The 22,870-nt window shown below is 73.7% G+C and carries 16 protein-coding genes; 9 read left to right on the forward strand and 7 right to left on the reverse strand.

The window, feature by feature from the left end; translation table 11 throughout:
• Nucleotides 1–62: 62 nt before the first annotated feature.
• The 5 genes from ACQPYX_RS07855 (at nt 63) to ACQPYX_RS07875 (ending at nt 4,373) form a co-directional block, all read left to right on the forward strand.
• Nucleotides 63–707, forward strand: a complete 645-nt coding sequence (locus ACQPYX_RS07855; protein WP_433802335.1) for an HNH endonuclease — start codon at nt 63–65, stop codon at nt 705–707.
• A gap of 26 nt (nt 708–733) precedes the next feature.
• Nucleotides 734–2,191: an amidase gene (locus ACQPYX_RS07860; protein ID WP_433802337.1), complete on the forward strand. Its 1,458-nt coding sequence runs from the start codon at nt 734–736 to the stop codon at nt 2,189–2,191.
• A gap of 49 nt (nt 2,192–2,240) precedes the next feature.
• Entirely contained in the window at nt 2,241–2,489 is a 249-nt protein-coding gene (gene ctaJ, locus ACQPYX_RS07865; protein WP_433802338.1) for an aa3-type cytochrome oxidase subunit CtaJ, read from the forward strand.
• Nucleotides 2,476–2,997, forward strand: a complete 522-nt coding sequence (locus ACQPYX_RS07870; RefSeq protein ID WP_433802339.1) for a DUF5130 family protein — start codon at nt 2,476–2,478, stop codon at nt 2,995–2,997. The genes ctaJ and ACQPYX_RS07870 overlap by 14 nt, the downstream gene beginning before the upstream one ends.
• 299 nt (nt 2,998–3,296) lie before the next feature.
• Entirely contained in the window at nt 3,297–4,373 is a 1,077-nt protein-coding gene (locus ACQPYX_RS07875; protein ID WP_433799434.1) for an IS110 family transposase, read from the forward strand.
• A 32-nt stretch (nt 4,374–4,405) separates the two neighbouring features.
• Here ACQPYX_RS07875 and pepN read toward each other — a convergent pair whose 3' ends face one another.
• Nucleotides 4,406–6,970, reverse strand: a complete 2,565-nt coding sequence (gene pepN, locus ACQPYX_RS07880) for an aminopeptidase N (RefSeq protein WP_433802340.1) — start codon at nt 6,968–6,970, stop codon at nt 4,406–4,408.
• A gap of 102 nt (nt 6,971–7,072) precedes the next feature.
• On the opposite strand from pepN, the gene ACQPYX_RS07885 reads away from it, so the two are divergent.
• The gene (locus ACQPYX_RS07885; protein ID WP_433802341.1) at nt 7,073–7,681 is read left to right on the forward strand and encodes a mycothiol-dependent nitroreductase Rv2466c family protein; all 609 of its coding nucleotides are present in this window, start codon (nt 7,073–7,075) and stop codon (nt 7,679–7,681) included.
• Between the two features lie 34 nt (nt 7,682–7,715).
• Here the strand turns inward: ACQPYX_RS07885 and ACQPYX_RS07890 are convergent, their stop codons facing one another.
• Together ACQPYX_RS07890 and ACQPYX_RS07895 are read right to left on the reverse strand one after the other, a co-directional pair.
• Complete coding sequence (locus ACQPYX_RS07890; RefSeq protein ID WP_433802342.1) at nt 7,716–9,272, reverse strand: acetyl-CoA acetyltransferase; 1,557 nt, start codon at nt 9,270–9,272, stop codon at nt 7,716–7,718.
• Entirely contained in the window at nt 9,269–10,396 is a 1,128-nt protein-coding gene (locus ACQPYX_RS07895; RefSeq protein ID WP_433802343.1) for a nitronate monooxygenase, read from the reverse strand. The genes ACQPYX_RS07890 and ACQPYX_RS07895 overlap by 4 nt, the downstream gene beginning before the upstream one ends.
• Before the next feature lie 116 nt (nt 10,397–10,512).
• Here ACQPYX_RS07895 and ACQPYX_RS07900 point away from each other — a divergent pair, with 116 nt between their 5' ends.
• Nucleotides 10,513–11,940: an aldehyde dehydrogenase family protein gene (locus ACQPYX_RS07900; protein WP_433802344.1), complete on the forward strand. Its 1,428-nt coding sequence runs from the start codon at nt 10,513–10,515 to the stop codon at nt 11,938–11,940.
• On the opposite strand, the gene ACQPYX_RS07905 is transcribed toward ACQPYX_RS07900, so the two are convergent.
• Nucleotides 11,937–13,580 (reverse strand): M20/M25/M40 family metallo-hydrolase, encoded by a 1,644-nt coding sequence (locus ACQPYX_RS07905; RefSeq protein ID WP_433802345.1) that lies wholly within the window; start codon nt 13,578–13,580, stop codon nt 11,937–11,939. The genes ACQPYX_RS07900 and ACQPYX_RS07905 overlap by 4 nt on opposite strands.
• Nucleotides 13,581–13,935: 355 nt before the next feature.
• Between ACQPYX_RS07905 and ACQPYX_RS07910 the strand changes: the two genes are divergently transcribed.
• Nucleotides 13,936–15,372 carry a DUF1996 domain-containing protein gene (locus ACQPYX_RS07910; protein ID WP_433802346.1) on the forward strand — a complete coding sequence of 479 codons (1,437 nt, stop codon included), beginning with the start codon at nt 13,936–13,938 and terminating at the stop codon, nt 15,370–15,372.
• Nucleotides 15,369–16,409, forward strand: coding sequence for a hypothetical protein (locus tag ACQPYX_RS07915; RefSeq protein WP_433802347.1), 1,041 nt, complete (start codon nt 15,369–15,371; stop codon nt 16,407–16,409). The genes ACQPYX_RS07910 and ACQPYX_RS07915 overlap by 4 nt, the downstream gene beginning before the upstream one ends.
• A 45-nt stretch (nt 16,410–16,454) precedes the next feature.
• Here the strand turns inward: ACQPYX_RS07915 and ACQPYX_RS07920 are convergent, their stop codons facing one another.
• From ACQPYX_RS07920 to ACQPYX_RS07930, 3 genes are all read right to left on the reverse strand, one after another.
• The gene (locus ACQPYX_RS07920) at nt 16,455–18,305 is read right to left on the reverse strand and encodes a prolyl oligopeptidase family serine peptidase (protein WP_433802348.1); all 1,851 of its coding nucleotides are present in this window, start codon (nt 18,303–18,305) and stop codon (nt 16,455–16,457) included.
• A 114-nt stretch (nt 18,306–18,419) separates the two neighbouring features.
• On the reverse strand, nt 18,420–20,198 hold the full coding sequence (locus tag ACQPYX_RS07925; protein ID WP_433802349.1) for an N-acetylglutaminylglutamine amidotransferase: 1,779 nt from the start codon (nt 20,196–20,198) through the stop codon (nt 18,420–18,422).
• A 42-nt stretch (nt 20,199–20,240) separates the two neighbouring features.
• Complete coding sequence (locus ACQPYX_RS07930; RefSeq protein ID WP_433802350.1) at nt 20,241–22,811, reverse strand: glutamate--cysteine ligase; 2,571 nt, start codon at nt 22,809–22,811, stop codon at nt 20,241–20,243.
• Nucleotides 22,812–22,870 lie beyond the last annotated feature (59 nt).

The following is a 22,870-nucleotide window of genomic DNA, read 5'->3' on the forward strand; positions in this document are numbered from 1 at the left end:
TGGTCGACTGTGCCCACATCCCGGTGGGAGGTGGTCGTGTGGCCGAACGACAACCCAGGACCGTGACGCCGCTGGTCAGCGGGGTCGGCGGACCGAGCCTGCGGACCGACCCTCCCGACGCCGAGCCCCCCGGGGCCCCGGTCTCCCCCGTCACGGCCCTCGCCCCGGTCCCGGTCGCCCCCGCTCCCTTCCTGGGTCGCCGCCGGGTCCTGCTCCTCAACGCCACCTACGAACCGCTGACGGCCCTCCCGCTGCGCCGCGCGATCGTCCTGCTGGTGTGCGGCAAGGCGGACGTCGTGCACGGCGACTCCTCCGGGCTCGTCCTGCACTCCGCGACGGGCGCCGTCGAGGTCCCCTCGGTGATCCGGCTCCGGGTGTTCGTGCGGGTGCCCTACCGGGCACGGGTCCCGCTGACGCGGGCGGCGCTCATGCACCGCGACCGGTTCCGCTGCGCCTACTGCTCGGGCAAGGCGGAGACCATCGACCACGTGGTGCCCCGCAGTCGCGGCGGTACGCACACGTGGGAGAACTGCGTAGCCTGCTGCGCCCGGTGCAACCACAAGAAGGCCGACAAGCTGCTCGCCGAGCTCGGCTGGCCGCTGCGCACGATGCCGACCGCCCCACGCGGCCGCCACTGGCGGCTCCTCGCGGGCCTGGTCGACGCGGACCCGCAGTGGCTGCCCTACCTGGGGGAGAGCGCGGCGTAGGCCCGGACCGTGCATGATCGGGTGACGTGAGCGATCTGCACGAGCTGGGCGCACTGGAGACCGCGGACGCCGTCCGGCGCGGGGAGGTCTCCGTCCTCGACGTCGTCGACCACGCCCTCGCGCGCGCCGAGACCCTCGGCGCGCGCCTGGGCGCGTTCGCGCTCCTCACGCCGGAGCGGGCCCGGGAGGCCGCGCGGGCCCTGGACACCGGCACCGACCCGGCGTCGGGAGGTCCGCTGCACGGCGTGCCGACCGCGATCAAGGACCTCACGGCGACGGCGGGCGTGCGCACCGGACGCGGGTCGGTGATCTACCGGGACTGGATTCCGGAGGTCGACGACGACCCCGTCGGGCTGCTGCGCGCCGCCGGCACCGTCAGCCTCGGCAAGACCGCGGTGCCCGAGTTCGGGCTGCCCTGCTACACCGAGCCGGCGGACGCGGCGCCCGCCGTGACCCCCTGGGACGTGACGCGCTCGGCGGGCGGCTCGTCCGGTGGGGCGGCCGCGGCGGTCGCGGCCGGGATCGTGCCGGTCGCGCAGGGCTCCGACGGGGGCGGGTCGATCCGCATCCCGGCGTCGGTGTGCGGGCTGGTGGGCCTGAAGACGACCCGCGGCCGGGTCCCGGCCGGCCCGGCCGGCGGCGACCCGGCGGGGCTGTCGGTGGCGGGCCCGCTCGCACGGACGGTCGCGGACGCCGCGGCGCTGCTCGACGTGCTGTGCGGGGGGCGGGCGTGGCCGGGGGAGCCGTTCGTCCCCGGGAACCGTCCCGACGGCGGGTACCTGGCGGCGGTGCGCCGGGGTCCCGGTCCGCGGCGGCGGATCGGGCTGTGCACGACGGTGCCCTACGGAGACCTCGGTCCGCTCGTCCCGGGGTGGGCGGGCGCGACGGTCGATCCCGTCTGCGCGGCGGCGGCCGAGGACACGGCGCGGACGCTGGAGTCGCTCGGACACGTCGTCGAGCCGGTCGACGTGCGGCTGCCCGACGAGGTCGTCGGTGCCTTCCTCACGCTGTGGGCGACGCTCGCGCTCGGCGACCCCGTCGACCCGGCGGACGAGCCGCGGCTGGAGCCGCTGACGCGGTTGCTGCGGGCGCGGGGCCGGGAGGTGCCCGGGATCGTCGCGCTCGGTGCGCTGCAGACGGTGCAGGTGGCGACGCGACGGATCGTCGCCGCACGCGCCGGGTTCGACGCCGTCCTCACGCCCTCGGTGGCACTCCCGCCCCGCCCGGTCGGGTGGTTCCGCGCCGACGGGCCGGAGGTCGACTTCGCCCGGCAGGTGGCATTCACGCCGTGGACCGCGATCGCCAACATGACCGGTGAGCCCGCGCTCGGCCTCCCGCTGGGCTGGCCGGAGGTCGACGGCACGACGCTGCCCGTGGGCGTGACGCTGCGCGGACGTCGCGGCGGGGAGGACGTGCTGCTGGCCCTCGGGGCGGAGCTCGAGGCGGCGACACCGTGGGCGCACCGTCGGCCCCCGGTGTGGTGAGGGCACCTACGACACGACGTCGGAGCGGCTTTCCACTACGGTTCGGCGCGTGAGACCGATCGAGACGATCCTGATCTATGCGGTGATCCCGGTCGTCGCGCTGCTGTTGATCTTCGCCGTGACGATGATCCGCCGGAAGGGCCAGGCGTCGTCGTACCGCTCGGGCGAGGACTGGCCGCACGAGCCGCTGTGGTGGATCGGCAACCCGAAGGGGACCGGCCTGCCGGAGCCGACCGTGGAGGCCGTCGGCGCCACCGCGACCCGCACCGCCCGAGGAGGCGCACGTGGCACCTGGTGAAGTCGCGCGCCCGCAGGCGCGCCCCGGCGAGACCCCGATGATCAACGAGACCGGGCTGATCGAGGACCCGGTCTACGGGCACGCCCGCGTGCCGACCGCCTCCGGCCGCATCTCCGAGGCCACCGAGATCCTCGCGGACGACCAGCGCGTCCCGTTCTCGTCCTCGCAGCTCTCCCGGATCGACGAGGCGCTCACCCGCACCTCGGCCGAGACCGGCCTGCTGTTCAGCGTGTGGGTCGGCGAGCTCGGCCCCCGTTCCCGCGAGCGGGCCGAGGAACTGCACGCCGCCCTGGGCGAGCAGGCCGACGAGGCCGTGCTGATCTGCGTGTCGCCCGGTGAGCGGGTCGTCGAGGTCGTGACCGGCGAGGAGTCCGTCCGCCGCGTCGACGACCGTGGCGCGAAGCTCGGCGTGATGGCGATGGTCTCGTCGTTCACCGAGTCCGACCTGACCGGCGGCATCGTCGAAGGTCTGCGCGTGCTGGGCGACCACGCGGGCAGCAAGCACTAGCCCGGTCGGCCCAGCCCCCGTCTCGAACGAACGGCACTCTCGCAGCATCTATGTGCGCGAGAGTGCCTCAGTGTCAGTGTCGGTGGTGCCGCTGATGGCGGTGCTGGGATCCTGGTCGCTGGTGTTCTGGCTCGGAGAGTGCCTGCCCCCTTCGTGGTGGCAACTCGAACGTTGTGCCGAGCACCAGCGGCCAGGACCGGCCGGCGTGACTTGATAGGAGCGTGGCATCGCCCCCACTGAGGTGTGTCCGCCGACCGGCCCCAGCCTGTTTGTCACCCAGGCGAAAGGGAGACCGTTCGATGGTCCTCACAGTCGGAGTCGATGTCCACAAGGGGTCGCACACCGCGGTCATGGTCGACCAGGTCGGCGCCCGGCAGGCCAGCAAGACCGTCAAGGCCACCGACGCCGGTCATCTCGAGCTGACCGTCTGGGCTCGCGCCCAGGCCACCCAGCTCACCGGCAGCAAGCCCGGCGAGACCGGCGGGGTGTGTTGGGCGGTGGAGGACTGTCGGCATGTCTCCACCCGCCTGGAGCGGGCGCTGCTCGCGACCGGGGCGCGGGTGGTGCGGGTGCCCCCGAAGTTGATGGCCGGCACCCGGGCCTCGGCGCGCACCCGCGGCAAGTCCGACCCGATCGACGCGCTGGCGGTGGCCCGCGCGGCGCTCCGCGAGCCCGACCTGCCCGTCGCCGAGCACGACCCGGAGTCCCGGGAGCTCAAGCTGCTGGTCGACCATCGGGAGAGCCTGCTCGGTGAGCGCACCGCCAAGGTCAACCGGCTGCGCTGGCACCTGCACGGACTCGACCCCGAACTGCACCTGCCCGCCCGCGGCTTGGGCAGCCTGCGCCGGCTGGACTGGCTCACCGCTCACCTCGCCGAGGCCCACACCGGGCTGGCCGCCGAGCTCGCCGCCGAACTGATCGGCGACATCCGCCGGGTCACCGTCCGGATCCGGGCCCTGGAACGCGAGATCACCGCGCGCACGCAGGCGCTGGCGCCGCAGCTGCTCGACCTCGACGGCTGCGCCGCGCTGACCGCCGCGAAGATTCTCGGGGAGACCGCGAACATCACCCGGTTCCGCTCCGAGGCCTGCTACGCCATGCACGCCGGCGTCGCCCCCGTCCCGGCCTCGTCCGGTCGCAGCGACCGTCACCGCCTGGCCCGCGGCGGGAACCGGCAACTCAACGCCGCACTCCACCGCATCGCCCGCACCCAAGCCCGCATGCCCGACAGCCTCGGCCATGCCTACTACCAACGACGCATCGCCGGCTCCGACCAGGACAAGGACGCCATCCGAGCCCTCAAACGGCGCCTTGCCCGAGTCGTCTACAACCTCCTACAACCCACAGTCCACGATCACGAACGAGCCGCCGCTTGACATAGGAGCAACGTTCGCTCGTTCCGGGGCGTCTACCCGGCGTCGGCCTGCCGGGCCGCGAGCGCCCGAACGATCCCGGCCCGCCCCTCGGTGACGAGGCGCCGCAGCGCCGCCGGGTGCTCGTCGGCGAGCCAGCGGTCGGCCGCCTCGACGGTCGCCTGCTCCACGGCCCAGGACGGGAACAGGCCCTGCACCATCGGCTGCGCCTGCTCGCTCGAGCGCCGCCCCCACACCTCGTCGACGGACGCGAAGTACTTCTCGCGGTAGTCGGTGAGCAGGGCGCCCTGCGCCGGGTGCGAGAAGCCCATGATGATCGCCATGTTGATGGCGTTGGGCAGCGTGTCGTCGTAGACCGCGCGCTCCCACGCCCGGGCCTTGGCCTCGGGCGTCGGCACCAGCGCGCGGGCCCGCTCGGCCATCCGCAGCCCGGTCGCGGTGTTGTCCCGCGCCAGCTCCGCCTCGATCTCGGCCTCACCCGCCGTCCCGTGCGCCACCAGGGCGTGCAGCAGCCGCCAGCGCAGGTCGGTGTCGACCGTGAGCCCCTCGAGCGGCGCCGACCCGTCGCGCCACCCGGCCAGGGCCGTCAGCGCCTCCGGGGTGAGCACGGAGCCGGAGAGCGCGTTGACGATCGCGAGCTGGTGGTCCGAGCCGGCCTCGGCGGTGCGCGCGAGGTCGAGCAGCGTCGCCACGAACGACGGCCAGCCCTCCTCCACCGCCCACTGCGGGTCGGCGTAGGACGCCAGCGCGGTCTGGGCCTGCAGCAGGAGCCGCTGGACGACGCCCACCTCGGTCTCGGCGGCGATCCCGCCGACCACGAGCGCGACGAAGTCGCGGGCGCGGAGCTCGGCCTCGCGGGTCATCTCCCACGCCGCCGACCAGCACAGCGTGCGGGGCAGCGGCTCGGCGACGTCGCCGATGCTCGAGATCAGCGTGGTCAGCGAGCGCTCGTCGAGGCGCATCGTGCAGTAGGTCAGGTCGTCGTCGTTGACCAGCACGAGCGCGCCCGCCGGCACGCCGACCAGCTCCGGCACCTCGGTGCGCTCGCCGGTGACGTCGAGTTCGGTGCGGTGCACCCGGACGAGCCGGCCGGCGTCGTCGGGAGAGTAGATCCCGACCGCGATGCGGTGCGTGCGGGTCTCGCCGGCGCCGGGCTTCGCGCCGCCCTGGAGCACCGCGAACGCGGAGTACGCGCCGTCGGCCCCCACGGTGAACGAGGGCGAGAGCGAGTTGAGGCCCGTCGTCCGGAGCCACTCCGCGGACCAGCCCGAGAGGTCGCGGCCGCTGGACTCGGTCAGGGCGCCGAGCAGGTCGTCGAACGTGGCGTTGCCGTAGGCGTGGCGCGAGAAGTAGAGCCGCAGCCCGGCGAGGAACTCGTCCTGCCCGACGTAGGCCACGAGCTGCTTGAGCACCGACGCGCCCTTGGCGTAGGTGATGCCGTCGAAGTTGACCTCGACGGCCTGCAGGTCGGGGATGTCGGCGGCGATCGGGTGGGTCGAGGGCAGCTGGTCCTGCCGGTAGGCCCACGACTTCTCGACGTTGGCGAACGTGGTCCACGCGTTGCGGTACTCGGTGGCCTCGGCCTGGCTGACCACGGACGCCCAGGTCGCGAAGGACTCGTTGAGCCACAGGTCGTCCCACCAGCGCATGGTGACGAGGTCGCCGAACCACATGTGCGCCATCTCGTGCAGCACGGTCTCGGCGCGGCGCTCGTAGAGGTAGCGGGTGACGCGGCTGCGGAAGACGTAGTCCTCGAGGAACGTCACGGCGCCGACGTTCTCCATGGCGCCCGCGTTGAACTCGGGCACGAACAGCTGGTCGTACTTCGCGAAGGGGTAGGGCACCCCGAAGTTGCGGTGGTAGAAGCCGAAGCCCTGCTTGGTCTCGGTGAACAGCCGGTCGGCGTCCATGTGCTCGGCGAGCGAGGCGCGGCAGTAGATGCCCAGCGGGATCTCACCGTGCTCGTCGGCGTAGGTGTCGGTCCAGCGGGCGTACGGCCCGGCGATCAGGGCGACCAGGTAGGTCGAGATCCGCGCGGTGGTGTCAAAGGCGTGGTGGACGGCGCCGGTGTCCAGCGTCGTCGTCGTGGAGAGCGCGCCGTTGGAGATCACGTGCCAGTCCGGCGCGACGAGCGCGGTGAGCGTGATCGTCGCCTTGAGGTCGGGCTGGTCGAAGCAGGCGAACATCCGCTTCGCGTCCGCCGTCTCGAACTGGCTGTAGAGGTAGACCGCGCCGTCCACCGGGTCGACGAAGCGGTGCAGGCCCTCGCCGGTGTTCATGTAGCGGCAGTCGGCGTCGACGACGAGCTCGTTGTCGGCCGCGAGGTCGGGCAGCTCGATGCCCTTCTCCTCGTCGTAGCCGGAGACGTCGAGGGCGACCCCGTTCAGCGTGGCGCTGCGCACGCCCGCCGCGACGATGTCGATCCAGCTCGCCACGCCCGGCCTCGTCGAGGAGAACCGCACCGTGGTCGTCGAGCGGAACGTCGACTCCCCGGGCTCGTCGGTGCCGTCGGTCAGGTCGAGGGCGATCGAGTACGAGTCGACCTCGAGGGCCTCGGCGCGGGCCCGCGCGTCGTCCCTGGTCAGGTTCGGAGCAGCCACCCCCGCACCCTATCCGCGGTCGTCGGGCGAGGCGCGGAACACACTTGATGCTTCGACCGTTGCGCCTGGATACCTGCCGTCGATCGAGGGAAGCCTGCTGTCATGAGTGAGAAGGCACGCGTCGATTTCTGGTTCGACCCGCTCTGCCCCTTCGCGTGGATCACCTCGCGCTGGGTGCTCGAGGTCGAGAAGGTCCGCGACATCGAGATCGCCTGGCACGTGATGAGCCTGGCGGTGCTCAACGAGGGTCGGGACCTGCCCGAGGAGTACCAGGAGATGATGAAGAAGGCCTGGGGCCCGGTGCGCGTGGCCATCGCGGCCGCCCAGAAGCACGGCGACGAGATCCTCGCCCCGCTGTACACGGCGATGGGCACCAAGATCCACAACGAGGGCAACAAGGACTTCGACGACGTCATCGCGAAGTCCCTGGCCGAGGTCGGTCTCGAGGCGGAGCTCGCCGAGGCCGCCCACACCGACCAGTACGACGAGGCCCTCAAGACGTCCCACCACGAGGGCATGGACCCCGTCGGCATGGACGTCGGCACGCCCGTCATCCACGTCGAGGGCTCGGCCTTCTTCGGCCCGGTCCTGACCCGCATCCCCAAGGGCGAGCGGGCCGGTCAGGTCTGGGACGGCGCGAAGCTCCTCGCGGGCTACGAGTACTTCTACGAGCTCAAGCGCACCCGCGACACCGAGCTCTCCTTCGACTGATCCTGCACGACGGCGGGTGGCGCGCCACCCGCCGTCAGGTGAGGGTCACGCGGTTGCCGCCCTCGGACGAGGCGACCTGCACGCTCCGGCCGAGCGGGTCCGTCGTCGCGAACGCCTCGAGGGCGGCCGTGTCGTCCGGGGCGACGCGGGCGAGGAACCGGCGGCCGTCGTCGTGCCGACGCCCCACCACCGCGGCGCCGCGCGGTCGGCCGTCGCGGTGGTACTCGACGGTGTAGGTCTCCACGGTGGCCGCACCGTCGGCCCGGGCGACCTTCCCCGGTGCGTCCCGGGTGTGGATCGCGTCGACGTCGGCCTGGGCGGCCGCGTCGTCGGCGGGCTGCCACGCGGCGGGCCGGGTCGAGTAGATGCCGGCCGAGTACTTGTGGATCGCCCCGCCGTTCGCGCCGACCAGCCCGTACGCCCCCGGCCGCGCCCGCAGCGCCGTGACCGTGTCGGCGATCGCGTGCAGCGAGTAGTCGTTGCCCGGGCCGCCGAAGAACGGCAGGCCGCCGGTGACGGTGAGACCGCGCGGGTCGTCCGGAGCGAGGCCGAGAACGTCGGTGACGACCCGGACGGCGATCGGGAAGCAGCTGTAGAGGTCGATCGTCGCGAGGTCGTCGACCGTGATGCCGGTGCGCTCCAGCGCGCGTCGCACGGCCGTCGCGGCCGCCGGGCTCGCCCCGAGGTCGGCGCGCTCGAGCAGCGGCGGCTCGACGAGGTCCGCGTGCCCGTGCAGGTACACCCACCGGTCCTCGGCGACGCCCAGCTCGCGCGCCGTGTCCGCGGCGGCGAGGAGCACCGCCGCCCCCTGGTTGACCGCGTCGCGGGACACCAGGTAGCGCAGGTACGGGTCGGTGATCGGGCGGTTCTCGTCGGTCGCGGCGGCGAGGTCGTCGACGGACCGTGCCGTCGGGGCGGCCGCGTGCGGGTTCGTCGCCGCGACCGCCGAGAACGGGCTGAACAGCTCGGCCATGTCACGCCGGTAGGCCTCGCGGTCGAGCCCCAGCCGGCCGCGGCGGGCGTGCTCGAACAGCGCGTACTGCACCACCGGCGCCAGGATCTCGTGCTCGACCTGCTCCGGGACGATGAACGACTCCAGGCCGAGCCCGCGGTCGTCGAGCTGCCCGCCGACGTGCTCGGTCCAGTCCGGGCGGTCCTCCTCGGCGACCGAGGTCAGCAGGCGCTTCGCCGTCGACATCGCCTCGGCCCCGACGACCAGGGCGACGTCGACCTCCCCGGCGGCGATCCGGCCGGCCGCCTCCGTGACCAGCGACTGCGGGGTCTGGCCGCCGACGACGCCGAGGACCGCGACCCGCGGGTCGGCGCCCACCCGGGCGGCCACGGAGCGCGGGACGTTGTCGGAGGCGCCGAGCGGGGCCACGGCGCCGGGCGCGGAGGCCTCGAACTGGCGCACGGCGGCGACGAGGTCGACGCGGGCCGCGACGGCGGCGGGGTCGGCACCGGTGTCGGCGAGGGCCCGGTGGGCGGCCTCGGCGCCCAGCTCGACGGGGGAGAGTCCGCGGTAGCCCGGCTCGTCCAGGCGCTCCGAGGACTGCCCGGTCCCGACGACGACGGGGGTCCGGTCGCTCATCGGGCCAGCTCGCCGAGGGCACGGAGCCGGGCCCGGCAGCCCTCGACCATCTCGCGGGTGATCTCGCCGGCGCCGCGGAGCTCGGTGAACCCGCCGACGACCTGCCCGATGAAGTAGGTGTCCAGCGCGATCGCGCCGGGGTGGCCCGCCGCGGCCGCGTCGTGCACCCGGTCCCACACGCGGCCGACGAGCATCGGCTGCAGGGGCAGCGGGAGCGGCTCGGGGGCGTCGGGCCGGTCCCACGCGTCGTGCCAGGCCGAGCGCAGCTGGCGGGCGGGCTTGCCGGTGATCGTCCGGGAACGCAGCGTGTCGCTGCTGCCCGCGGCGAGGAACTTCTCCTTCACCGGGAGCGGCGTGATGTCCTCGTGGCTGCCGAGCCACACCGACCCGCACCACACGCCGGAGGCGCCGAGCGCGAGGGCCGCGGCCATCTGGTCGCCGGAGGCGATGCCGCCCGCCGCGAGCACCGGGCGCCCGCCCGCGACCTCGACGACCTCGGGCGTGAGCACCGTCGTCGCGACGGTCCCGGTGTGGCCGCCGGCCTCGGTGCCCTGGGCGACCAGGACGTCGACGCCCGCCGCGAGCTGCCGCTCGGCGTGCTTGCGCTGCCCGACCAGCGAGGCGACCACGACCCCCGCGGCGTGCGCGCGCTCGACGAGGTCGGCCGGGGGCGGGCCGAGCGCGTTGGCCACCATCCCGATGCGGTGCGCGAACGCGACGTCGAGCAGCGCCTCGGCGCCCGCCGGGTTGATCGCGGCCGCGATCTCGTCGCTCGTGTCGTCGAGCGGGTCGTGCGCGGCGGCCGGCACGCCGTGCTCCTCGAGCAGCGCGTCGACGAAGGCGCGGTGGGCGTCCGGGATCTGGGCGCGCAGGCTCGCGACCAGCTGGTCCGGGTCACCGACCGCGAACTTCTCGGGGACGAGGAGGTCGACGCCGTAGGGGCGGCCGTCGACCTGCTCCTCGATCCACCGCAGCTGTGCGTCCAGCTCGGCCGGGGTGTACATGCTGGCGGCCAGCACGCCGAAGCCGCCGGCGTTGGTGACCGCGGCGACCACCCCGGGGGAGCGGTTGAAGCCGACGAGCGGGTGCTCGACGCCCAGGAGCTCGGTCAGGGCGGTGCGCATGCGGCGGTTCCTCGGAGGTCGGCGACGGTGTGCCGGACTGGGTGTATCACATACCGCCGACGGAAACCGTCAGTCGTGACCGGCAGCGCCGACCGTCGTCGGGAAGAATCGGTGCCATGAGCGCGAGCATCGGGACGCTGACCGACCACTGGATCGACGGGGCGCGGACCGGCGGCGGCGCCGGGAGCATCGAGGTGGTGAACCCGGCCGACGGGTCCGTGCTGGCCGAGGTGCCGCGCGGCGGGGCGGCCGAGATCGACGCGGCGGTGCTCGCGGCGCGGCAGGCCTTCGTGTCCTGGTCGCGCGTGCCGGCGGCCGACCGAGCCGCGATGGTGCTGCGCATCCGCGAGGGCATCAAGAACCGGCACGAGGAGCTGGCCCGCTCGATCACGGCCGAGATGGGGTCGCCGATCTCGTTCGCTCGCTCCGTGCAGCTCGGGATGCCGATGGCGACCTCGAAGGGCGTCGCGGCGCTCGCCGAGGACTTCGCGTGGACCGAGGAGATCGGCAACTCGCTCGTGGTGCGCGAGCCGGCCGGCGTGGTCGGCGCGATCACGCCGTGGAACTACCCGCTGCACCAGGTCGTCGCGAAGGTGGCGCCGGCGCTGGTCGCCGGCTGCACGGTGGTGCTCAAGCCCTCGGAGGTCGCGCCCCTGACGGCGGGGGTGCTCGCCGAGATCACCGCCGAGGCCGGGCTCCCGGCCGGCGTGTTCAACGTCGTGCACGGCACCGGGCCCGAGGCCGGCGAGGCGCTGGCGGCGCACCCGGGCGTGGACATGGTGTCGTTCACCGGGTCGGTCGGGGCCGGGCGCCGCGTGCAGGAGGTCGCCGCCGGGACGATCAAGCGGGTCGCGCTCGAGCTCGGCGGGAAGTCGGCCAACATCGTGCTCGACGACGCCGACCTGACGAAGGCGGTGAAGGTCGGGCTCGGCAACTGCTTCATCAACGGCGGCCAGACCTGCACGGCGTGGACGCGGCTCCTGGTGCCCGCGTCGTTGCACGACGAGGTCGTCGAGCAGTTGGTCGCGGCCTCGGCGAAGTACACGGTGGGCGACCCGACCGACGAGGCGACCCGGATCGGACCGATGTCCTCGGAGACGCAGCGCGCGCGGGTCGAGCGGTACATCGCCCGCGGTGTCGAGGAGGGCGCGGAGCTCGCCGTGGGCGGCACGGGTCGTCCCGACGGCCTGGAGACGGGCGCCTACGTCCGCCCGACGATCTTCTCCGGGGTGCGTCCGGACATGACGATCGCGCAGGAGGAGATCTTCGGCCCGGTGCTCTCGGTGCTGCCCTACTCCGACGTCGACGAGGCCGTGTCCATCGCGAACAACACGATCTACGGGCTGGCCGGTGCGGTGTTCGCCGGCACGCAGGAGCGGGGCGTCGAGGTGGCGCGGCGCATGCGGACCGGCCAGGTCGACGTCAACGGCGGGGCGTTCAACCCGCTCGCGCCGTTCGGCGGCTACAAGCAGTCGGGCACCGGTCGGGAGCTCGGGCGCTACGGGCTCGAGGAGTTCCTCGAGGTGAAGTCGATCCAGCTCTAGCCGGTCAGCAGTCCGGTCGCCGCCGCCACCAGCGCTGTCACGAGCGCTGCTGTCGGCAGGACGGCGTCGCGACGGTCCCGGGTCGACGGGTCCAGGACCGCCGCGACCGGCAGGCCGAGCAGGGCGAACGCGACGGCCGGGACCGGCGTCGCGACTCCGCCGATGCCGAACGAGGCGATCGCGAACGGGGCGAGGAACACGACCGCGGGGACGGCGGCGACCGCAGCCGCTGTTGTCGTCGGGAACGCCCGGCCGCGGACCGCGGCCGCGACGGCGAGGCCGGCGACGAGCCCGAGCGCGGGCCACGTGACCAGGAACGAGGCGCCCGGCACGGCCGCGGCGCCGAGCACGCCGAGGGCGGCGAGCAGCCCGGCGACGCCGATCGTCGTGGCCGTCCGCCCGACCCGCCGGCGGACCGGGAGGTACCAGGCGAGGACCGCGAGCACGGCGAGGGCGCCGGTCGCCACCTGGTAGGGGCCGGGGCGGTCGAGGAACGGGGTGTCGGCGTAGGCGGGCCGGAGCGTGAGCAGGACCTGCCAGAGGCCGACCGCGAGTGCACCCGCGACGACGAGCGGCAGCGGGCTCGTCACGACGGCGAGGAGCGCGCCGCGGGCGGTCGTGAGGTCGCGGCCTCGGGCGGCGGACGTCACGACGACGAGGCCGGCGACGGCCAGCAGCGCGAGCGGCCACTCCCACGCGACCGGGTAGGTGACGAGGAGGTCGCGGAGGGGGAAGTACACGGCGTCCGGCTGCGGGGGCAGGCCGCTCGCCGTCGGGTCCAGCGGGGCGAGGTCGGTGCCGCCCAGCTCGCGGGCCAGGGCCAGCAGCGTGCCGCCCTGGCTCTGGACGCTGCGCGGGTCGAGGTTCGCGGGGGTGTCGGCGGCCGTGTGGTACTTCTCCGGCTCCTCGACGAACGCCGAGTCGATGCCCGGGCGACCGGCGGCGATGACCACGGACAGGTCGGTGTCGTTGGGCAGCAGGCGGAAGATCGCCACGAGGCTGGAGTCACCCGCCGGGTGCGGCACCGTCCGCATTGCCTGGACGAGCCCGGCGTTGCCGGGGGAGGTGCGGAACAGCAGAGCCGGGCCCGAGACCCCGCGGGCCTCCTGGTTGAGCACGACGATCGGCGTGCGCGGCAGGTCGGTGCGCACCCACTGCCGCATGCCGAGCAGGCCGACCTCCTCGCCGTCGGTGAGCAGGACGGTGAGGTCGTTGCGCAGCGGCGGTCCGGCCCGCAGCGCGCGGACCGTCTCGACGATCGCGGCCACCCCGGCGGCGTCGTCGGCGGCACCGGGTCCGGTGGGGACGGAGTCGTGGTGGGCGGAGAGGACGACCTGCCCGGTCGGCGCGGCGCCGGGGAGGGTGGCGACGACGGTGCCGTCGCGCACGGTGGTCGTCAGGCCCAGCGCGGTGAGCCGGGCGGCGAGGTCGTCGCGGACCCGTGCGTTCGCGGCGCTGCCGAGCGGGCGGGGTTCGCGCGCGATGTCGGCGACGACGGGGAGGGCCCGCTCGGCGCTGAACGCGGTGGGTGGGGCGTCGGCCGGGACCGGTGCGGGTGGGCGCTGGCTGATGAGGGTGATCGCCGCGGTGGCCGAGAGGACGACGAGGGCGACGAGGCGGGCCGTGACTCCGGATCGCACCGGGTCAGTGTGGTGAGGGCGGGGTCTCCGCGCGAGCGGGCTCACTGACGGAGCAGTGGTCACGGATGGTGACTCGGGTTGGCAGGACGTGGCGTGGAACCGGTGCCGACGGCACCGGTTCTGAGGTGTGGTCCGTTCGCGAGGGTGACGTGGGGCAGGTTCTGAGGCCGCCCGACCTGCGTGGTGTGCCCTTCGCGGATGCGCGGGGCGGGGCGGTGGTCCGTTCGCGAGGGTGACGTGGGGCAGGTTCCGGGGCCGCCCGGCCTGCGTGGTGTGCATCTCGGGGCCGCGAGTTTCTCCAAAGCGCACCCACGGGTGGACGCGCTTCTCTAGCGTCCGCTCGCGGAGGTGGCTGATGCGTCGGATGACGCCCGGGACCCGGCGGCGTGCGGAGCTCGTCGTCGTGTTCGTCGCGCTCGTACTGATCCTCGGGGTCGGGGTGCCCCTGGGGCTGGCGGGCGCCATCGGGTCGGCGGCCCGGCAGGCGGCGGCCGCGGTCGGGGTCGTGCTGGTGGCGGACTCCGACAACGGCGACGAGGAGTCCGGCGACGAGGGCTCTGGCGACGAGAAGTCCGGCGACGAGGGCTCCGACGACGAGAAGTCCGGCGGCAAGGAGTCCGACGACGAGAAGTCCGGCGACAAGGGGTCCGACGGCGAGAAGTCCGGTGACGGGGGGTCCGGCGGGGACGGGAAGTCGAGCGACGAGGGCTCCGGCGGCGAGGAGTCCGGTGCCGAGAAGGAGTCCGGCGCTGCGGCCGGCGACGGCGCGTTCGAGGGCCGCGACCAGATCGGGCGTGCGTCGGCGCAGGAGTACGTGTCGATCGAGGACGTCGAGCCGAACGGCAACATCAAGAGCGGCGGCGACTTCTCGGGCGGCAGCTACTCGTTCTCCTGCCCGCTCTCCGACCACCACAATTCGGACAACTTCATCGTCGCTCCCGGGAAGCGCAACGGCGCCCAGCACACGCACGACTACGCGGGCAACGAGTCCACGAACGCGGCCTCCTCGGAGAACCAGGACGCGCTCGAGCAGGCGGAGACGACGTGCACGAACGGTGACCGGTCGCCGATCTTCTGGCCGGTGCTGCGCGACCTGGAGGGGGTCGGACCCGACGTCGGGATGGACGGCGGGAGCCTCGACGGGAACATCGGGTCGTTCGTGGTGCCGGCGTCGGTGGACTACACGTTCCACGGGCACGGCACGCAGCGCACCGAGCCGATGCCGCTGAACATGCAGCTGATCACCGGGTCGGCGAAGGCGGGCAGCACGGGCGAGGGGTCGAACTCGAAGTTCACGTGCTCCGGGTTCGCCGACCGCCTCACCGAGCTCTACCCGATCTGTCCGTCGGGCTCGCAGCTGCAGCGGGTGTACGACTTCCCGAGCTGCTGGAACGGCGAGGACCTGTCGTCGGCGGACTTCGTGAGCCATCTGCAGTACCCCGACGAGAGCGGGGAGTGCGACCAGGACCTGATCCCGGTCCCGGCCCTGCGGATCACGGTGTCCTACGACCAGCCGCCGGGGCGGTCGTTCGCGATCGACAGCTTCCCCGAGCAGCAGCACGACCCGGTGACCGACCACGCCCTGCTCGAGTACCTGTCGACCGAGGCGCGCGCCCAGGCGGGGGCCGACTGCATCAACGACGCCCAGCGCTGCGAGCAGGGCGCCGACGACGACACCGCGAGCTCCGGACCCCGCGGCCGCAGCGACGAGCTCGCCGTCACGAAGAACTTCGCGACCGCGATGGCCGGGCACAAGAACGCCGGGGTCGCGCACGGGGGAGGCCACCGGTGAACCTGCGCGCCCTCCCGCCCCGCGTCGCCGTCCACCTCGTGCTCGCCGCGCTGCCGCTGCTGGCGATCACCGCCCACGTCGGCGGACTGGTGCCGATGCACGTGTCGGCGGGGATCGTCATCGTCCCGGCGGCCGCGGTGCTGGTGCTCCTCGCGGTGTTCCGTCCCGCGCCGGAGGACCGCCTCGTGCTCGACGGGCTGCGGTGGGGGCTCGTCGCGACGTTCGTGTACGACGTGTTCCGGCTCGACACGGTCGCGCTGCTCGGCTGGTGGGACGACTTCATCCCGACCATGGGCACCTGGCTGCTCGACGTCGACCGCTCCCGGCAGGTCCTCGGCGGCGTCGCCGGTTACGTCTGGCGGTACGCGGGCGACGGCGGCGGGCTCGGCGTGGTCTTCGTGACCCTCGCCGCCGCCACCGGACTGCGCCGCCTCGGGCCACGCTGGACGGTCGGCGCCGCGGTGCTGTACGCCATCGGCCCGACCTGGGGCGGACTCATGGCCACCGTGCTCCTCCCGCGCGGACAGCAGCTGATGTTCCCGCTGACTCCGGTGACGGTGACGCTCTCGTTCCTCGGCCACGTCGTGTTCGGTCTCGTCCTCGGCCTGGGCACGTGGCGGCTCCGCGCACTCGAGGAGCATTGGTCCGGGCCGCTCCTCGTGGACCTCGCCGGGCTCGTCGACCGGCGCACCCGCCGTGGCAGCGAAGCGTCGTCGCTGTCATCCGATGACAGCAACGACGCTTCGCTGCCATGGGGAGAGGCGCCACGGGGAGGGGTCCCGCGGGGTGCGGCGCCGGTGCCCGCGGGTGGGCACGCCCCGTTCCCGCCGTTCGCTCCCGTGCGACCCCTGCGCTCCGTGCCGGACCGGTCGTGGGACCCCTACGCCGCCGACCCGTTGCCGCTCGAGCCGTGGCTGCCCGAGCCGTTCGAGGACCCGACCCCGACGGGCGAGGTGACCCCGCGGCCCTGGGGGAGCGAGTCGTCGTCGGGAAGAACACCGGACGTGTTCGGTCTGGGCAGCCGCCGCGGGGCGTGAGGGGAGGGTCCGAGCGCTCTAACGATGTGAGGGTTCCCCTCACGCTCAGGGGGTGGGAGTGGCGGGGGTGGTGAGGCCGAAGTGGCTGGTCAGCCAGTCGGTGACCGCGTGCACGAAGGTGCGCCGGTTGTCGAGGCGCTGGATCTCGTGGCCCTCGTCCTCGAAGAGCAGGTAGCGCACGTCCACGCCCGCCGCCTTCGCGCCGTGAACGGCGAGCTCGGCCTCGTGGACGGGGACGTTGGTGTCGTAACGACCGTGGACCACGAGCAACGGCGCGGCGAGCCGGGACATGCGGTGCACGGGGGAGAGCTCGCGGAGCAGGTTGCGGTCGTGGATCGGGTGCCCGTACTCGCCGACGGCGGCGTCGGCGATCCAGGGCTCGGTGCGGGCGAAGAAGGTCTCGAAGTCGGCCATCCCGCACACGTCCACGCCGACCGCGAAGAGCTCCGGGTGGTTCACCAGCGCCGCGAGGGTCAGGTAGCCGCCGTAGGAGCGGCCCATCACCCCGACGCGGGCCGGGTCGGCGACGCCGGCGCCGACGAGGTGCTCGACGCACGACGCGACGTCGCGGATCGCGGCGAACCGGCCGGCGCCGTTGTCGGCGTTGACGAACGACCGGCCGAAGCCGGACGAGCCGCGGACGTTCGCGGCGTACACGGCGATCCCGTGCTGCAGCAGCACCTGGTAGAGCGGGGTGAACACCGGCCGTTCCTGGGCCTCCGGCCCGCCGTGCAGGTAGATCAACGTCGGCATCGGGCCGACCGTGCCGGGCGGGCGGTAGAGCCAGCCGGGCAGGGCGAGGCCGTCCGGCGTCGTCACGGTCTCCAGGGTCGGGTGGACGACGGCCGCGCGCGGTTCCTCCGGCGGACAGATCAGCGCGGTGGTCTGCGACGACAGCTCGTGGCACCACACCGCGGCCGGGACCGAGGGCGACTGGATGCCGAGCACGAGCGAGTCGTCGTCGTGGCTGAAGACCGCGGAGGTGACGACGTCGCCGGGCGGGGCGTAGTGCGCGGGCTTGCCGGTCGTGAGGTCGAGCAGGTCGACCTCGCTGCGCCCCGTCACGTTCCACACCAGGGCGGCGGTGCCGGCGTCCTCGGTGAGCGCGAACCGCTCGAGCTCGGCGTCCTCCCGCTCGGCGAGGACCTCGGGGAACATCGGCCGGGCGTCGGTGGCGACGTCCACGCTCACCAGCGCGGCCCGCTCGCGACCGCCGTCGGTGAGGATGAGCATGCGCGTGCCGTCGGGGGTGAAGCGCGCCGCCACGACCGACGAGTCGCGGGTGATCGCGACGGGGTGCTCCACGGCGCCGGGCGGGCCACCGGGGCCGCGCCCGCTGTCGATCTCGTGCCAGCCCTCGGTGCCGTCGAGGTCGACGATCCCGACGTGGCGCGACCCGCGCCGCCCCCGGCGCAGCAGGACCCGGCGGCGGTCGCGGGAGACGTCGAGGATCTGCAGGGCGTGGCCGGAGCCGAGGCGCTGCCGCAGGTCGGTGTCGACGTCGACGAGCCACGCGGTCGTCGTGTCGTAGTCGGACTCGGTGATCGCGAGGACCGCGCCGGTGTGGGTCCAGCGGTCGAGCGAGACCGCGCCGCGGTCGTCGTCGCCGACCCCGCGGACGGCGCGCATCCCGCTGCCGTCGGGACGCACGACGAAGACGTTGGTGCGCTCGCCGCCGTCGGCGGCCGCCTCGACCCCGAGCCACTGCCCGTCGGGGGACCAGCGCACCGTCGAGACCAGGTCGTCGCCGGTGTCCAGCGACCACTCCCGGCCGGTGCGGCGCTCGTGCATCCGGACGGCGGGCCGCCCGTCCCCGTCCCACACGAACGCGATCGTCGTGCCGTCGGGCGACGGGCTGGGCGACCAGCATCGGGTGGCGCCGATCCACTCCTCCACCGCTGCCGACCTCCCGGATCCGTCCTCGACGATGTGGCCTTTCCTGGCACTGGGTGCAAGCAGTGACGCATTGCTTGCACGGCAGGTGCACCTGGGCTGGGAGACGAACCTACGTCAGTCGATCTCGTGGGCCTGCAGCCACATCTCCAGGAGTGCGACCTGCCACAGTGCGTTCGCGCCGAGGTTGGTGCGCCCGGAGTTCGGGTCGTCGAGCATCGTGGCCACCGCGTCGGACCGGAAGAGGCCACGACGCTTCGCCGCCGGGTCGGTGAGGGCCGCCGTGACCCGCTCGAGCACCGGACCGGAGAGCTGCCGGATCGCGGGGACCGGGAAGTAGCCCTTCTTCCGGTCGATGATCTCGTCGGGCAGCACCCCGCGGGCGGCGGCCTTGAGCACGCCCTTCCCGCCGTCGGCCATCTTGTACGCCGGCGGGCAGGCGCCCATGGTGTCGACGAAGTCGTGGTCGAGGAACGGCACGCGCGCCTCGAGTCCCCACGCCATCGTCATGTTGTCGACGCGCTTCACCGGGTCGTCGACGAGCATCACCGTGGTGTCCAGCCGCAGCGCGGCGTCCACGGCCTCGTCGGCGCCGCGGCGCGCGAAGTGGTCCCGGACGAGGTCCAGCGACGGGTCACCCGTCGTGAGGAACTCCGGGGCGACGAGGTCGGCGATCTCGGCGGAGGGGCGGTCGAAGAAGGCCCGGTGGTAGGCGTCGACGGCGCCGTCGCGGCCGACGCGGGCGATCGGGGGGTACCAGTCGTAGCCGCCGAGCACCTCGTCGGCGCCCTGCCCGGACTGCACCACCTTGATCGAGCGCGAGACCTCGCGGGAGAGCAGGTAGAACGCGACGACGTCGTGGCTCGTCATCGGCTCGGACATCGCAGCGACCGCGCCGGGCAGCGCCTCGTCGGTCTCGACCTTCGGGACCTCGATCCGGGTGTGGTCGGTGCCGTAGGTCTTCGCGACGAGGTCCGAGTAGTCGAACTCGTCCCCGCTCTGGCCGCCCTCGGACTCGAAGCCGATGGAGTAGGTCTTGAGGTCCTTCTGGCCCTCCTCGGCCAGGAGCGCGACGACGATCGAGGAGTCGATGCCGCCGGAGAGCAGGACGCCGACCGGGACGTCGGCGACCATCCGCCGCCGCACGGCGGTGCGCAGCGACTCCAGCGCGACCTCGGCCCACTCGGCCTCCGAGTGCTCCGTGGTGCCGCGCACGAACTCGGGCTCCCAGTACGTCCAGTCGCTCGACGAGCCGTCGGGCTCCACGGTCCGCACGACGGCGGGTGGGAGCTTGCGGACCCCGGAGAGGATCGTCCGCGGGGCGGGCACCACGGCGTGGAAGCTCATGTAGTGGTGCAGCGCCACGGTGTCGATCGACGTGTCGACGCCTCCGGGCGCGAGCAGGGCCGGCAGCGACGACGCGAAACGCAGTGCCCCCGACACCGGGGCGACGTAGAGCGGCTTGATCCCGAGCCGGTCGCGGCCCAGGGTCAGGCGTCCCGTGGCGCGGTCGGCGATCGCGAACGCGAACATGCCCTTGAAGTGCTCGACGCACCGCTGCCCCCAGCGGTGGAACGCCTTGATGATCACCTCGGTGTCCGAGGTGGAGAAGAACCGGTACCCCTCGCGGCCGAGCTCCTCGCGCAGCTGCGGGTAGTTGTAGATGCAGCCGTTGAAGACGGCGGTCAGCCCGAGCTCGGCGTCGACCATCGGCTGGGCGCCGGTCTCGGTCAGGTCGATGATCTTCAGCCGCTGGTGCGCCAGCGCGAGCGGGCCGTGGCCGACGACGCCCCAGCCGTCGGGTCCGCGCGGCTCGAGGACCTGCGCCATCGCCAGCACGGCCCCGACCTGCGCCGCGCTCCCGTCGAACCGGAACTCACCGGCGATGCCGCACATGCGTCGACTCCAATCGCGTACCGACCCCGGACCACGGGAGGATCAGCGCAGGATCCAGGTGTCCTTCGACCCGCCGCCGCGCGACGAGTTGACCACGAGGCTCCCGGCCGGCGCGACTCGTGTCAGGGGGGTCGGGAGCACTGCCGGGGACGCGCCGAGCACGACGAAGGCGCGCAGGTCGACCACGCGGGGCGCGAGGTCGACCCCGGTGAACGTCGGGTGCGTGGAGATCTCGATCGTCTCCTGCGCGACGTAGCTGGCCGGGTTCGCCCGCAGGTCCGCCGCGGCCTCGGCGAGCTCCCGCTCGGAGGCGTCCCGCCCGATGACGATGCCCGCCCCGCCGTAGCCGTCGACGGGCTTGAGCACCAGCGTGTCGAGGTGGGCGAGCACGTGCTCGAGCTGGTCGGGCTCCGCGCAGGAGTACGTCGTCACGTCGTCGAGCAGCGCCTTCTCGCCGAGGTAGAACTCGGTCAGCGCGCGGACGTACGGGTAGACGGCCTTGTCGTCCACCAGCCCGTTGCCAGGGGTGTTGAGCAGCGCGAACCGGTTCTCGTGCACGGCGGCCTGGAGCGGGTCGCGCAGCGTGCGCCCGTCCGCGTCGGACGCGGCGTACAGCTTCTCCTCGTCGATCCGGCGGTACGCCACGTCGATCCGCCGGCCCGTCACCGCGACGGTGAGCGTCCCGTCGTCGGTCACCCGGATCCCGGACGGCTCGAGCAGCGGCACGCCCATCTCCTCGGCGAGCATCGCGTGCTCGAAGTACGCCGAGTCGTGCGGGCCCTCGGTGAGCACCACGAGCGCCGGGTCGTCGCCCGCGGCCGCCGGCGCGCAGGACAGCAGCGCCTCCCGCAGCATCGCGGGCCCCGCGTCGGAGTCCACCACGCCCTCGGGGGCCTGCAGCTCGGGCAGCACGGAGCGCACCACGCGCCGGTCGGCCATCGCGTAGGCGATCCCCGACGGGATGCGCAGGTTGTCCTCGAGGACCTTCCACCGGCCCTCGCCGTCGCAGACCACGTCGAGCCCGCTGATCAGCGCGCGCGTGGCGCCCGCGGGGATCAGCGACGACGCGTCGCCGGGCTCGGGCAGCCAGCGCAGCGCCGCACGCGGCAGGACCCCGTCGGCCAGCGCAGCACGCTCGCCGTGCAGGTCCTGCAGCAGTGCCTCCAGGGTGCGCGCCCGCTGCACGAGCCCCGCGGAAAGTGACTCCCAGTCCGGGCGGGTGATCAACCGCGGGATGAGGTCGAGCGGGAAGAGCCGCTCGGGGTCGTCGGGCTGCGGGAAGAACATCGACCGCGCCCGCTGCTCGGCGTCCCGGCTCTTCTCGTGGGCGAGCAGGCCGCCGGGCCCGATCCGCTCCAGCGCGGAGACCATCCACGCGTAGGTCGGGCGGACGTGCCCGTCGGTGTCCACGGCCTCGTCGTACGAGGGCGGGTGGTAAGCGCCGAGCAGCACCGGCGCCGCCGCCTCCGGGACGGGCAGCTCGATCTCGACCTGCGGCACGCCCCTGGTCTCGCCGACGAGCATGTCGACGACGCCCTCGAAGGTCCCGGTCCGGGCGAAGCGCTGGCGCTGCCGGGCCGCGCTCGACCCGCGGGCGAGGGCCTCGAGCGCGAGCTCCGAGACGACGTCCCAGTCGCCCGCGTCCTCGAGGTCGTCGCGCAGGTGGTCGAGCAGCAGCCGCACCGCCCGCGACGGCGGAACGAGCTCGCGGCCGGTCACGTCGACGAGGTCGCCCTCGACGCCGGACCGGGCCGCGCGCCACGACGCGGCCCGCAGCAGCTCGGGGCGGTAGCGCGGCTGCGGGCGTCCCTCCAGGTGCGCACGCACGCCGTGGGTGGTCAGCGCCCGGGCCAGCCCGGCGATCAGGACGACGCCGTCGACGGTCGGGGAGGCGTCGCAGATGCGCAGCTCGACGGTCTTCTGGTGCGCCGAGGGGCGCATGTCGAAATAGACCATGCCGGGGTCGGACATCGTCCCGGAGCGCACGAGGTCGTCGATCAGGGCGTCGTACTCCGCGGCGTCGCGCAGCGGGGCGGGCGGGCCCGCCGTCGGCCAGCGGTGCCAGGCGAGGGTGCGCGAGCTGGCGTAGCCAGTGTCCTCGCCGTCCCAGAACGGGCTCGAGGCGGACAGCGCGAGCAGGACCGGCAGCCACGGCGCGGAGTGCTGCATGACGGCGACGGCCGCGTCGCGGTCGGGCACGTCGACGTGCACCTGCGTGCCGCAGATCTGCTGCTCGAAGACCAGCATCTGGTACTCGTCGCGCATCCGCTCGTAGCGCGGGTTCGGGGTGATCTCCGCGGGCGAGCCGCCCACCAGCGGCACGCTGCCGGCCCCGACGACGCCCAGCCCGCGGGTCTCGGCCAGCGACGACAGCATCCGGCGCAGGCGCACCAGGTCGGCCCGCAGGTCGGTCAGGCTCGACGTCGGGTCCGAGTTGGTCTCGATGATCGACGGCTTCAGCTCGGCCGCGAACGCGTCCGCGTCGAGCGCCGCGAGCTCGTCGAGCATCTCGGGCACCCGCGGGACCGCGTGGCGCGAGTCGAGGTCGACGAGGTGGAACTCCTCCTCGACACCGAGAACGACGCCGCTCGCGCCCGCCCGCTCGTCCGCCATGGGTGAGCACGCTAGATCGGCCGTGTCACGGGGATGTTTCACGGGGCGCGGTCGTGACG

Source organism: Actinomycetospora sp. CA-084318, from assembly GCF_050955885.1.
Taxonomy (GTDB): domain Bacteria; phylum Actinomycetota; class Actinomycetes; order Mycobacteriales; family Pseudonocardiaceae; genus Actinomycetospora.

Coding starts and splice junctions, on each gene's coding strand:
- ACQPYX_RS07910 (WP_433802346.1), top strand. CDS start 13,936: ATGCGTCGGATGACGCCCGGGACCCGGCGGCGTGCGGAGCTCGTCGTC.
- ACQPYX_RS07885 (WP_433802341.1), top strand. CDS start 7,073: ATGAGTGAGAAGGCACGCGTCGATTTCTGGTTCGACCCGCTCTGCCCC.
- ACQPYX_RS07900 (WP_433802344.1), top strand. CDS start 10,513: ATGAGCGCGAGCATCGGGACGCTGACCGACCACTGGATCGACGGGGCG.
- ACQPYX_RS07895 (WP_433802343.1), bottom strand. CDS start 10,396: ATGCGCACCGCCCTGACCGAGCTCCTGGGCGTCGAGCACCCGCTCGTC.
- ACQPYX_RS07875 (WP_433799434.1), top strand. CDS start 3,297: ATGGTCCTCACAGTCGGAGTCGATGTCCACAAGGGGTCGCACACCGCG.
- ACQPYX_RS07930 (WP_433802350.1), bottom strand. CDS start 22,811: ATGGCGGACGAGCGGGCGGGCGCGAGCGGCGTCGTTCTCGGTGTCGAG.
- ACQPYX_RS07925 (WP_433802349.1), bottom strand. CDS start 20,198: ATGTGCGGCATCGCCGGTGAGTTCCGGTTCGACGGGAGCGCGGCGCAG.
- ACQPYX_RS07890 (WP_433802342.1), bottom strand. CDS start 9,272: ATGAGCGACCGGACCCCCGTCGTCGTCGGGACCGGGCAGTCCTCGGAG.